Annotated in this window: 9 protein-coding genes; 6 read left to right on the top strand and 3 right to left on the bottom strand. The window is 72.8% G+C overall.

Annotated features, from left to right (window positions below; translation table 11 throughout):
- Nucleotides 1–98: 98 nt before the first annotated feature.
- Nucleotides 99–1493: a helix-turn-helix domain-containing protein gene (locus tag ACWD68_RS40750; RefSeq protein ID WP_451811525.1), complete on the bottom strand. Its 1395-nt coding sequence runs from the start codon at nt 1491–1493 to the stop codon at nt 99–101.
- A 108-nt stretch (nt 1494–1601) separates the two neighbouring features.
- Between ACWD68_RS40750 and ACWD68_RS40745 the strand changes: the two genes are divergently transcribed.
- Nucleotides 1602–3398 carry a cell division protein PerM gene (locus ACWD68_RS40745; RefSeq protein ID WP_451811524.1) on the top strand — a complete coding sequence of 599 codons (1797 nt, stop codon included), beginning with the start codon at nt 1602–1604 and terminating at the stop codon, nt 3396–3398.
- A gap of 60 nt (nt 3399–3458) precedes the next feature.
- On the opposite strand, the gene ACWD68_RS40740 is transcribed toward ACWD68_RS40745, so the two are convergent.
- Nucleotides 3459–4331 (bottom strand): hypothetical protein, encoded by an 873-nt coding sequence (locus ACWD68_RS40740; RefSeq protein ID WP_451811523.1) that lies wholly within the window; start codon nt 4329–4331, stop codon nt 3459–3461.
- 471 nt (nt 4332–4802) lie between these two features.
- On the opposite strand from ACWD68_RS40740, the gene purN reads away from it, so the two are divergent.
- Complete coding sequence (gene purN / locus ACWD68_RS40735) at nt 4803–5423, top strand: phosphoribosylglycinamide formyltransferase (RefSeq protein ID WP_451811522.1); 621 nt, start codon at nt 4803–4805, stop codon at nt 5421–5423.
- Nucleotides 5420–7009, top strand: coding sequence for a bifunctional phosphoribosylaminoimidazolecarboxamide formyltransferase/IMP cyclohydrolase (gene purH / locus ACWD68_RS40730; protein WP_451811521.1), 1590 nt, complete (start codon nt 5420–5422; stop codon nt 7007–7009). The genes purN and purH overlap by 4 nt, the downstream gene beginning before the upstream one ends.
- Before the next feature lie 70 nt (nt 7010–7079).
- On the opposite strand, the gene ACWD68_RS40725 is transcribed toward purH, so the two are convergent.
- Nucleotides 7080–7736: a hypothetical protein gene (locus ACWD68_RS40725; protein ID WP_451811520.1), complete on the bottom strand. Its 657-nt coding sequence runs from the start codon at nt 7734–7736 to the stop codon at nt 7080–7082.
- A 266-nt stretch (nt 7737–8002) separates the two neighbouring features.
- Here ACWD68_RS40725 and ACWD68_RS40720 point away from each other — a divergent pair, with 266 nt between their 5' ends.
- From ACWD68_RS40720 to ACWD68_RS40710, 3 genes are all read left to right on the top strand, one after another.
- The gene (locus ACWD68_RS40720; RefSeq protein WP_451811519.1) at nt 8003–8857 is read left to right on the top strand and encodes a bifunctional methylenetetrahydrofolate dehydrogenase/methenyltetrahydrofolate cyclohydrolase; all 855 of its coding nucleotides are present in this window, start codon (nt 8003–8005) and stop codon (nt 8855–8857) included.
- An 88-nt stretch (nt 8858–8945) separates the two neighbouring features.
- The gene (locus ACWD68_RS40715) at nt 8946–9638 is read left to right on the top strand and encodes a DUF3017 domain-containing protein (RefSeq protein ID WP_451811526.1); all 693 of its coding nucleotides are present in this window, start codon (nt 8946–8948) and stop codon (nt 9636–9638) included.
- Between the two features lie 823 nt (nt 9639–10461).
- A complete protein-coding gene (locus ACWD68_RS40710; protein ID WP_451811518.1) occupies nt 10462–11727 on the top strand; it encodes a DUF2690 domain-containing protein in 1266 nt (421 codons plus the stop codon).
- Nucleotides 11728–11903: the final 176 nt, after the last annotated feature.

The raw sequence follows: 11903 nt of genomic DNA, 5'->3' as shown, positions 1-11903 counted from the left end.
CCCCTCAAACCACTCTCCCCTACCCCCCGCTCTTCCTCCCTGCCCGCACCCTCGAGGGTGCGGGCCCACCGGCGTTTCCGTGCGGACGTCAGCGGACGTCAGCGGATCTCCGGGATCAGCCGCTCGGGGCCCCTCGCCGTCTCGGACTTCAGCTTGGCCCGGAGCTTCAGCTCCGCCGCGGAGAGCGGCCCGGGGGCGGCCCGGGGAGGCAGGCCGTGGATGGTCTCCGGTGGGGCGAGGGGGGCCTCGTAGTGGTCCGGGGCGGTGCCCAGCGTCAGGGCGGTCACCCCGATCAGCAGGACCGTGAAGGCGATGGCCGCCCGGGTCCACTGCTGCGCGCGGCGCTCGCCGTACCAGCGGACCGTGCGGGGCTTCGCCGCGCGCAGCCGCTCCGAGCTCGCGAGCTCGGCGAGCCGCCAGTGCAGTTCCTCCGGCACGGCCAGCTCCGGCAGCCGGGCGGCGACGGCCTCGCGCGCGTGCAGCACCCGGTTGGCCGCCGCGGGCGTGCTCGCCTCCGTCTCCGCCGCGGTCTCCGGCAGCCCGAGCCCGACACCGTCGTACAGCAGCAGCGTGCGCCGGTACACGGGCGGCAGATCGAGGAGTACGTCGAGCAGCGCGCGGTCGGACGCGCCGGCGGGCGGCGCCTCCGGGTGCCGGTAGCGCGGACGCAGCCGATGCCAGGGGGAGAGCGCGTACTCGTAGGCCATCGCGCGCACCCAACCGGCAGGGTCCCGGTCCACGGCCACCTCGGGCCAGCGGTGCCAGGCCAGTTGGAACGCGCGTTCTACGGACTCGCGGGCCAGCTCGCGCCGCCCGGTCAGCAGATAGGTCTGCCGTACGAGGGCGGGGGCACAGAACGCGTAGAGCGCGTCGAAGGCTTGAGCGGGCGTCAGCGACGACTCCGGGGGAGCGGAGTCCCCGCCCTCGACAGACCGCTCCCTGCTCTCGACAGACCGCTCCCCGCCCCCGGCGGACCGCGATCGGCCCCCGGCAGGCCACTCCCCTTCCTCCGTGGACCGCTCCCTCACCTCCGCGGACGACTCCCTGCCCGCGGCGGACCGACCTCTCCCCTCGGCTGGACGCTTCCTGCCCTGCGCAGAGGGCTTCCCGGTCCCGCCGGACCGTTCGCCGCCCCCGCCGGGCCGTTCGTCGCTTCCGCCGGGCCGCTCCCCGCCGACGGCGGACCGGGTCTCTCCGTCGGTGGACCAGGCCTCGTGCGCCGGTGCCGCCCCCGCCCCGACCAGCTCGGGGGAGGTTTCCTCCTGACGGGCGTTCACCTCGGCGGGGGAGTCGGCCGGATCGGCGTTGAGCAGCCTCACGTACGCTTCCCGCTTGCGGCCGCGCGGTGTCGTGCGGCCGGTCTCCCACGAGCGCACCGTCGCCCGGCTGACACCCAGCCGGGTGGCCATCTCGGACTGGGTCAGCGACTGGTCCTCGCGCAGACGGCGGCGCTCCTTGGGCGCCGGCAGCGGGGTGGAGGGGCTCTGTGTCATGTCGGATTCCACAGGACACCCCTTCGTACGAAAAAGTACATAACTGCATATTGGGCGACACATCCGAGGTTCGCCTGTTACGACGAGAAAGAGTGTGTCGTTGGGAGCATGACGGACGTGACCCAAATCACCGACCGCAGGCTCTCGTTGTCCCCCATGCTCACCCGGATGCGCGACCGATCACCCGGGTTGGCGGCCGGCCTCCTGGGCGGCGCCCTCGCCGCGGGCCTCGGACTCGGCTCGTTCGCCGTCCTCGTCATGGTGCTGTGGATCAGTTCGCCGTACCCGGACAGCGGGCCGGACGGGGCGCTGCATGTCGCCGCCGCGCTCTGGCTGCTCGCGCACGGCGTGGAGTTGATCCGCACCGACACCCTGTCCGGACTGCCGATGCCGGTGGGGGTGACGCCGCTCCTCCTGCTCGTACTCCCGGCGTGGCTGCTGCACCGGGCGGCGCGTGAGGCGGCCGATGTCACCTCGGCGGCGTCGCCGCGTACCGCGTGGGCCGGCGTCACGGCCGGCTATCTGTCCGTCGGCTGGGCCGCCGCGCTGTACGCCTCGGGCGGCGCGTTGCGTCCTTCCTGGGCCTGGGCCGCGATCTGCCTGCCACTCCTCACGGCGATCGCCGCGGGAGCAGGGGTCTGGACGGCGTACGGGCGTCCGTGGGGGCCGATGCCACGGTGGGGGACGCGGGCCGTGGACGCTCTTCCGCTCACCCGAGTGCGTCCGGTGTCCGCCGTACGCCGGCTCGCCGCCGACGACGACCGGGTGCTCGGGGGTGCGGTGCGGGCCGCCGCCGCCGGGGTCGCGGTCCTCGTCGGAGGCGGGGCCCTGCTCGTGGCGGTGTCGCTGGTGTGGCACGGGGACACGGCTCGCGCCTCGTTCCTCCAGCTCACCGGTGGGTGGTCGGGGTGGTTCGCCGTTCTGCTGCTGTGTCTGGTCCTGGTGCCGAACGCGGCGGTGTGGGGAGCGGCGTACGGGCTCGGGCCCGGTGTCGTCCTGAGCGCCGGTCATGTCGTGGGTCCGTTGTCCGCGGCCACTGCGGGAACGCGCGCGCCGACCGATCTGCTCCCGGCGTTCCCGCTCCTCGCGGCGGTGCCGGGGGCCGGGTCCGGGGCGCAGCTGAACTGGGTGAGCGGGCTGGTGCCGGTGGCCGCCGGGGTGACGGTGGCGTGGTTCGCGGTGAAGGCGGGGGCCGTGCGGGGGACCACGGGCCGGGAGGAGCCCTGGTCGCTCGGACGGACGGTGGCCGTCGTCTCGCTCGCCGCCGGATGGTGCGGTGTCGCGCTCGGCGTGCTCGCCGGGCTGGCGGGAGGGCCGCTGGGGGTGGCGGCCCTCATCCACTTCGGACCGGTGTGGTGGCAGGTGGGGCCCGCCGCGGCGCTGTGGACGGCGATCGTCGGGATTCCCGTCGCGGTGGGCGTGGCGGAGTGGCGGGGCCGGGGGCACAGGGCGCCGAAGGCCACGGGTGCCCACCGAAACACGCGTGGATTCGGGCGGACGACCCGGCCGCGGATGCCCGCCTGGATGGCGCGCCGGATGAGAGACACCCCCGCGCCGCCGCTGCCCACGCCGCTGCCCAGGCCGAAGTCGCCGTCTCCCACGGCCCGGGCGGAAGCGGCGGGCCGGGTCGACCCTGCGGTGCTGGAGTCCGTCCTTGAGGACTTCGAACCGTACGACCTCTTTGACCCGTACGACCCCCTGCCGGGGGAGGCCGCTGCGGCCGCCTGGCACGAGGAGACGTCGAGGGAGAACCGCTGGGAGGCACTGAGAAAGGCGAGCCGACCAGTCGACTCGGAGGGCTCGGAGAACCCGGAGGACTCGGAGAACCCAGTGAACCCAGCGAGCCCGCAGAGCTCGGCGGGCCCGGACCGAGGGCGGACCGGAGGAGTGGAGGACTCGCGCTGAGGGCGGTCCGCAGGCGCGGAGGCCTCCTGCCGGGTGGTAGTCCCGGCAGGAGGCGCGGCGTCAGTTGCCGGTGCCCAGCCAGTCGCGCAGCTCCGACGGGAGCAGGTCGTTGCAGGACTGCTTCGCGGCGTGCGTGAGGGCGTCGTTCGTGCAGGAGTAGTAGTCGCTGTAGACGAGCTGGGCGGTGAAGGTCGCGGCGACCATCACGATGGCCAGCGACGCGGTGACGACTCCGCTCACGGCGGCGGTCGTCTGGGGGCGGACGTTCGGATCGGGCGCCGGGGCGTCCGGGTCGGGTGTGCGCGCCTTGGCGCGGAGCGCGCTGATGCCCCAGTACAGGGCGAGCGCGCCGAGCAGCAGCGCCACGTACGGCCAGCTGAAGAGGGCGAAGAAGAACGCCCACATGCCGGAGAGCAGCGCGTAACGGGCACGGCGCTGGGCGGGGTCCGTGGGGTCCCAGCGCATGCCCGTACCGGGTCCGCCGCCGGGTCCTTCGGGACCGCCCTCATTCTTCGGCGCACCGGGCCGGTCGCCGAAACCGCCACCGCTGGAGGGACCGGGCTGCCGGTCGCTCCACTGACTGCCCCAGGGGGTGTACCCGGGGCCGGACTGTCCGCCCTCGCCGTCCTCGCCCGAGTCCTGGCCGTTCCCCTGTCCGTGTCCGCGCGGCTGCCACGGCCGGTCGGGTGTCCCCTCCGGCGGCGGCGCGAACGGATTGTCGTCGGGGGTCGAGGGAGCGGACGGGGGAGTGTCGGGCGCGTCGGGTCCGCGCTCGCCCGAGGGGGCGCCGCCGCTTCCACCTGCCGAGCCGCCGTTCCCGTCCGCGGAGCCGGGTCCGCCTGTGGAGCCGTCCCCGCCCGACCTCGGCGGGGTGGACGAAGGGCGCCGCTCGCGCAGCAGGAGCGGAGGGAGTCGGAGACTGCGGTCCGGCATCAGGTGAGCGTCTTCCCCTTGGTGGTTCTGGCAGGCGGCGTGTCCACACAGCTTCCGGCTCGTGACGCGCGCCCCGAGCCGGTCCTCCCGGGCTGACGCCTCGGGTCGGTCCGCCCCGGACTGACGCCCCGAGCTTCGCACTCCGGACTCGCGCCCCGAGCTTCGCACCCCCGGACACGCGCTCCGGATGTCTCCGGGGCCGTGCCGCAGGTGGTGCCGGGGCCCGTGCCCCGGCGGTTCGTTCTCGTCCCAGGTCAACGTCCCGCGAGCGCGGGGCGTTCCCCGTGCCGGACGGTGTTCCGGGTGGATCCTCCCCAGACGCTACCTTCCGGCCGCGCCCCCGTCCCGTGGGGGCCGCCCGGTGTGCCGGTATCGTTGCTGCCGGTCGGCCGCTTCGTAGACTTCCCCGTATCCGGGGGCGCGAAGCATTCGTACGACCGTACAAGTGCTCCCCCGAGAAAGGGCCCCGTCGTGGCCAAGGCCAAGCGCCTCGTCGTGCTGGTCTCCGGATCAGGTACGAATCTGCAGGCTCTGCTCGACGCCATCGCGGAGGCGGGCTCAGCGGCCTACGGTGCCGAGATCGTGGCCGTCGGCGCCGACCGGGACGGCATCGAGGGGCTCGCGCGGGCCGAGCGCGCCGGGCTCCCGACCTTCGTGCGCAAGGTCAAGGACTACGGCGGCCGGGACGCGTGGGACCAGGCGCTCGCCGAGGCCACCGCGGCGTACGAGCCCGATCTCGTCGTGTCCGCCGGGTTCATGAAGATCGTGGGGAAGGAATTCCTCGCCCGGTTCGGCGGACGGTTCGTCAACACCCATCCCGCGCTGCTCCCCAGTTTTCCCGGCGCCCACGGCGTCCGCGACGCGCTCGCGTACGGAGCCCGGGTCACCGGCTGCACCGTCCACTTCGTCGACGACGGCGTCGACACCGGACCGATCATCGCCCAGGGCGTGGTCGAGGTCCGCAACGAGGACGACGAGAGCGCTCTGCACGAGCGCATCAAGGAAGTCGAGCGAAGGCTGCTCGTCGATGTCGTGGGGCGGCTCGCCCGCAACGGCTATCGCATTGAGGGACGAAAGGTAGTTATCCAGTGACCGCCGACAGCACAGTCACGGCCGAGAGCACCGAGGGCACCAAGCGGGTCATCCGGCGCGCGCTCGTCAGCGTGTACGACAAGACCGGTCTCGAGGAGCTGGCGCGCGGGCTGCACGCGGCTGGCGTCGAGCTCGTCTCCACCGGGTCCACGGCCGCGAAGATCGCCGCGGCCGGTGTGCCCGTCACCAAGGTGGAGGAGCTGACCGGCTTCCCCGAGTGCCTGGACGGCCGCGTCAAGACCCTGCACCCGAAGGTCCACGCCGGGATCCTCGCCGATCTGCGTCTCGAGAGCCACCGGCAGCAGCTCGCCGAGCTCGGCGTCGAGCCGTTCGACCTCGTCGTCGTCAACCTCTACCCGTTCCGGGAGACGGTCGAGTCCGGGGCGACCCCCGACGAGTGCGTCGAGCAGATCGACATCGGCGGTCCCTCGATGGTGCGCGCGGCGGCCAAGAACCACCCCTCCGTCGCCGTCGTCACCAGCCCTGGCCGGTACGGCGACGTCCTCGCCGCCGTCCAGACCGGCGGCTTCGACCTGCACACCCGCAAGCGGCTCGCCGGCGAGGCCTTCCAGCACACGGCGGCGTACGACGTGGCCGTCGCCTCCTGGTTCGCCTCCTCGTACGCGCCGGTCGACGACTCGCAGTTCCCCGACTTCCTCGGTGCCACCTGGGAGCGCGCGCACACGCTGCGCTACGGCGAGAACCCGCACCAGCCCGCCGCCCTCTACACCTCCGGCACGGGCGGTCTCGCCGAGGCCGAGCAGCTGCACGGCAAGGAGATGTCGTACAACAACTACACGGACACGGATGCCGCGCGCCGTGCCGCGTACGACCACGAGGACCCCTGCGTCGCGATCATCAAGCACGCCAACCCGTGCGGGATCGCGGTCGCGTCGAACGTCGCCGAGGCGCACCGCAAGGCGCACGCCAGCGACCCGCTGTCCGCGTTCGGCGGTGTGATCGCGGTCAACCGGCCGGTCACCAAGGAGATGGCCGAGCAGGTCGCGGAGATCTTCACCGAGGTCATCGTCGCGCCCGAGTACGAGGACGGCGCCCTCGAGGCCCTCACCAAGAAGAAGAACATCCGCGTGCTGCGGGCCCACAACGCCCCCTCCAACCCCGTCGAGATCAAGCCCGTCGACGGTGGCGCGCTGCTCCAGGTCACCGACCGGCTCCAGGCCGCCGGCGACAACCCGGCGAGCTGGACCCTGGCGACCGGTGACGCCCTGAGCGAGGGTGAGCTCGACGAGCTGGCCTTCGCGTGGCGCGCCTGCCGCGCGGTGAAGTCCAACGCGATCCTGCTCGCCAAGGACGGCGCCTCGGTCGGCGTCGGCATGGGCCAGGTCAACCGCGTCGACTCCGCGAAGCTCGCGGTCGAGCGGGCCGGCGCCGAACGCGCCCGTGGCTCCTACGCCGCCTCGGACGCGTTCTTCCCGTTCCCCGACGGCCTGGAGATCCTCGCCGACGCGGGCGTCAAGGCCGTGGTCCAGCCCGGCGGTTCGGTCCGCGACGAGCTGGTAGTGGAGGCCGCGAAGAAGGCCGGCGTCACGATGTACTTCACCGGGACGCGGCACTTCTTCCACTGATCCGGCAGGAAACGCGAGGGCCGTGTCCCCCCTGGTGACGGGGTGGGGCACGGCCCTCGGTGCGCACGGTTCAGTAGCGCGGTCGGGCGAACCAGGCGGTGCCGCTCGACACGACCGGAGCCGCCGTGATGACGGCCGCGAACGCGACCCAGATCAGCGGGAAGATGACTGCGGAGGCCATGCCGGAGTCCAGGCCCACGAAGAGCATGATCAGGCCGACGATCCCGCCCAGCGCACCGTAGACGACGGTGGTGATGCGGACGCCCTGACCTCCCTTGCTGAACTTCACGCCCAGGGTGATCGACAGGGCCGCCAGGCCCGCCGCGATCAGGGCGATCACCACGATGACGCCGGACGCGATGTCGGCACCGTCACTGAACGCGCCGAACGGGTCGTCGGACGACGACGTGCTGTAGCGGTCCGCCGCGTCCGAGACGTCGTTGGCGATGGCGGCGAGGTAGAACCAGCCGAGCGCCGCCAGGACCTGCACCGCGGAGATGATGAACAGGAAGACGCGCGCCGTGACCAGCAGCCCCGGCATCGTCTGCGGGAACATCTGGTTGCCGCCCGGGTAGCCGGGATACGCCGGCTGCTGCGGGTAGCCGTAGCCCTGCGGGGGCACGCCGGGAGGGGCCTGCGGATAGCCGTAGCCGGGCGGGGCCTGCGGAGGGGCGGGGGGCTGCTGGGGCGGCTGCCCGTAAGGGTTGTTCGGGTCGCCGAAACTCATGGCGGGTATTCCTCCGTTGCCTGGGGACGACGCGTGGCACGGTTCGGAGGAATTTCTACAGAGCGGTCCGTCCCCCCGGCACTGCCCGCGACACACTGTGTGCTCATCGTTCTTTAGCGGACTCTTACTTGTCCAGCGGCATTCCCTATGTGTTGTGCAAGTGCAACATCGGTGATCATGGCGTGATACGGGTGAATCGGGCACCTGAGGGCCGGCTGCGGCCCCGGATTGGAACCGGGAGCGGGTCATCCGGGAGGATGGGGGCCATGACCGCCCAGATTCTCGATGGCAAGGCCACCGCAGCCGCGATCAAGTCCGACCTGACCGTCCGTGTGGCGGCCCTGAAGGAGAAGGGCGTCACGCCCGGCCTCGGGACGATCCTGGTCGGGGAGGACCCCGGCAGCCAGAAGTACGTCGCGGGCAAGCACCGCGACTGCGCCCAGGTCGGTATCGCCTCGATCCAGCGCGAACTGCCCGCGACCGCCACCCAGGAGGAGATCGAGGCGGTGGTCCGCGAGCTGAACGAGGACCCCGCCTGCACCGGATACATCGTCCAGCTGCCGCTCCCCAAGGGCATCGACGAGAACCGCATCCTGGAACTCATGGACCCGGACAAGGACGCGGACGGCCTGCACCCGATGAACCTCGGGCGTCTCGTCCTCAACGAGCCCGCCCCGCTGCCCTGCACCCCCAACGGCGTCCTCACGCTCCTGCGCAGCTACGGCGTGGAGATCAAGGGTGCCGAGGTCGTGGTCGTCGGCCGCGGTGTGACCATCGGACGCCCGATGCCGCTGCTGCTGACGCGACGCAGCGAGAACGCCACGGTGACCCAGTGCCACACCGGTACCCGTGACCTCTCCGCGCACCTCAAGCGCGCCGACATCATCGTCGCCGCCGCGGGCTCCGCGCACCTCATCAGGGCCGAGGACGTGAAGCCGGGCGCCGCCGTCCTCGACGTCGGTGTCTCGCGCAGCGCCGAGGGCAAGATCGTCGGCGATGTCCACCCGGACGTCGCCGAGGTCGCCGCCTGGATCTCCCCGAACCCGGGCGGTGTCGGCCCGATGACCCGCGCCCAGCTCCTCGTCAACGTGGTGGAAGCGGCGGAGCGCAGTGTCGGCTGACGGCACCACCCACCAGACCGGGGACGGCGCGGCGCGCGCCGCGCGTACCGCCGGTACCGAGTCGGCCGTACGGGATGCGGAGGGCGCTGTGCGTGATGCCGTCACCGGGGCACGCGGCGAGGCGGCCACGCGGACCGAGGCCGGACCCGACACCGGGGCCGGACCCGACACCGAGGCCGGACCCGACACCGAGGCCGGATCCGACACCGGGGATGAGGCTGGGACCGGGACCGACGTCGAGTCGCCGTCCGGGGCCGAGGCCGAAGCCGAAGCCGACAAGCGGGCCGAGGTCGAGGAGCAGGCCGGGACCGGGGAGCCGGCCGGGGCCGAGGAGCCGGCCGAGGAGACCGTGCGGGACGCCATCAGCGCGCCCGACGCCGAGGGGAAGCCGCGGCGCACCACGCGGCGCTTCCCGCTGTTCACCCGGGACACGGCGCGGCCCGAGGGTGGCGGCCGCGCCGCGTCAGGCGACGCTCCGGCGCCCGCGCGTCAGTGGCCCATCCTCACCGTGCTGTCGGCCGTCTCGCTCGGTCTGCTGCTCACCGCGCTCGACGCGTTCAGGGTCGGCACGATTCTGATCGGCGCCGCGCTGCTCGCGGGCGCCGTGATGCGCTGGATGCTGCCCAGCGTGGGCATGCTCGCGGTCCGCTCCCGCTTCACGGACATGCTCACGTACGGCGTCCTGGGCACGGCCATCGTCCTGCTCGCGATGATGGCCCAGCCCCAACCGTGGCTCGAGATCCCGTTCCTCGACGACACGTTGCACTTCACGGTGCGCTGACCGCGGACCGACTCGCGCGTCCGCGCCCGCCTGCCCGGGCGTACCGGCGGCCCGTCTTCTCCTTCGGGAGAGGGCGGGCCGTTCTGTTCCCCCTGTGCCGCCGTCTGTCGCCTGTCGCCCGCCGTCTTGTCCCGGTGGTCGGTGGGCGGCTCCGTCACGGGTTCGGGGACGACGGCGGCCCGTCCTCTCCCCCGAGTCAAGGACGGGCCGCGATCGGGCGAGTGTTCCGCCCGGGGTCAACCCTTGTACACGGGAACGGGCCGGTTCAACAGCCGGCAGTCCGCTGTGGCACGGAAGTGACCATTCCGGTACGGTCTGCGCGTCGTCCGGAAGGAACCGCCCGACTCCGGCTCCCGGAGCGGCCGTTCCGGCCCGCGGAGCCCCCGTTCCGGCCGTGGGTCACGTGCGAGGGCGCTGACCGTTTCTGGGGCGTCCGGGGGTGCATCTGTGTTCTCGTTGTGTCGATGTCTTGACAAGTTCGGGGATGTACGCCGATCTGTCACGACAGTCGGGCTAACGTTGCCAATCGGGACGGTACGGGACGTCCCGTGCGAAGAGCGGGGGTTCGGCCGGTCGTACACGATGCCGGTGGAACACTGGACCGTGACCCGGCGGGCGTGCAACGGTGCATGCCCCGGCTCGAATGCTCCCGTGCGCCCCCATCCCGGGAACTGAGATCCGGACCGAGCGCATCCCTGTGGGTAGCCAGAACGGGGATTCGGCGGAGATGGGGATGCCCCCTGCTCCACGCGTTGCCGAGAGCTCGGGGAGTCCTGCGCGGGGAAGACAGTTGTGCACGTACGGGGGGAAGAGGGGGGAAAGAATGCCTCGTTGGAAGGCCTTGCCGGATGAACTCGATCCGCAGGTGAGGGAGTTCGCCAGTCAGCTGCGACGGCTCGTCGACCGGAGCGGGCTGAGCATCGCCGCGGTGGCCGACCGCACGGGCTACAGCAAGACATCCTGGGAGCGTTACCTGAACGGCCGGCTGCTCGCGCCCAAGGGCGCGATCGTCGCGCTGGCCGAGGTGACCGGGACCAGTCCCGTTCATCTGACGACCATGTGGGAGCTGGCCGAGCGCGCCTGGAGCCGTTCGGAGATGCGCCACGACATGACGATGGAGGCGATACGGATATCCCAGGCGCGGGCCGCGCTGGGGGAGTTCGGGCCGTCTTCGGCGAAGGGGAGCGGTGGGCCGCAGCAGTCGGCCCGCAGGAGCGGCAGCGCGACCGCCGCGCCCGGTGTCGCGGGACCGGCGGGGGGCGCGCCGACTGTTCCGCCGTCGGTGCCTTCGGTGCCGGTGCAGCCGTCCGGGCGGGACGGGGGTGAGCCGTCGTACGGAGGGTCGTCGTCCGGGGTTTCTTCGTCCGGAGGGGCGTCCGGGGCGTCGCCGTCCGGGTTCGGCGGGACCTCCGGCTCCTCGGCCGGCGGGGCAGGGCGTGCCGGCGTCAGCTGGGGGGCTGTCGCATCGCCGTCCGACGGGGGCGGGCAGTTCGGTCCGGTGGCGCCGGTGGCGCCGGTGGCGCCGGCTCGTGCGGCCGGAGGGCCGCCGCCGGAGGACGCGCGGCCCGTCGGTGCCGGTTCGGGGGCCGACGGCGCGCGGCGGAAGCGGCGGCTGACGATGTTCCTCGCGGGGGTCGTGGGTGCGCTGGTCGTTGTCGCGGCCGCCGTCTACCTCACGCAGGGCGGGGACAAGGAGGACGCGGGCGGTACGCCGAAGACGCCCGCCGCGTCGGCCAGTGTTCAGCCCGATCTGCCGCCCGGGGTGAAGTGCAGTGGGGACTCGTGCGCCGGGAAGGACCCCGAGAAGATGGGCTGCGGCGGTGAACTCGCCAAGACCACGACCAGTGTGACGGTGGGGACGGCGCTGGTGGAGGTGCGGTACAGCAAGACCTGTGGGGCGGCTTGGGCTCGCGTCACGCAGGCGGCGGCGGGTGACCGGGTCGAGGTGTCGTCGGGGGCCGCGGCGAAGCAGACGGGTCTGGTGGACGCGGACGCGGATGCGTACACGCCGATGGTCGCGGTGAAGGACGCCGGTGACGCGACGGCTTGCGCGACGCTGAAGTCCGGGCAGAAGGGCTGCACGAAGTAGCGGGGTGCCGGTGTGGGGTGCGGGTGCGCTCGCGCTGGCGTTTCGGGTGCGGGGGCCTCGGCGGTTCTCGGGTGCCGGGTTCGGTGGGTGGGTCGGGGCCGTGCCGGTACATCCCAGTCCGTCGCCGCTGGATCAGACGTGGGTCCAGGAGGGAACCGCTGCTCGATCCGGACGTA

The sequence above is a fragment of the Streptomyces sp. NPDC005141 genome (assembly GCF_053599975.1).
The sequence above is the reverse complement of the archived record's forward strand: the minus strand, read 5'-3'. Positions and strand labels throughout refer to the sequence as shown.

Bases quoted from the DNA above. Each gene is read 5' to 3' on its own strand.
- ACWD68_RS40750 (WP_451811525.1), bottom strand. From the start codon at position 1,493: ATGACACAGAGCCCCTCCACCCCGCTGCCGGCGCCCAAGGAGCGCCGC.
- ACWD68_RS40745 (WP_451811524.1), top strand. From the start codon at position 1,602: ATGACGGACGTGACCCAAATCACCGACCGCAGGCTCTCGTTGTCCCCC.
- ACWD68_RS40740 (WP_451811523.1), bottom strand. From the start codon at position 4,331: ATGCCGGACCGCAGTCTCCGACTCCCTCCGCTCCTGCTGCGCGAGCGG.
- ACWD68_RS40725 (WP_451811520.1), bottom strand. From the start codon at position 7,736: ATGAGTTTCGGCGACCCGAACAACCCTTACGGGCAGCCGCCCCAGCAG.
- ACWD68_RS40720 (WP_451811519.1), top strand. From the start codon at position 8,003: ATGACCGCCCAGATTCTCGATGGCAAGGCCACCGCAGCCGCGATCAAG.
- ACWD68_RS40710 (WP_451811518.1), top strand. From the start codon at position 10,462: ATGCCTCGTTGGAAGGCCTTGCCGGATGAACTCGATCCGCAGGTGAGG.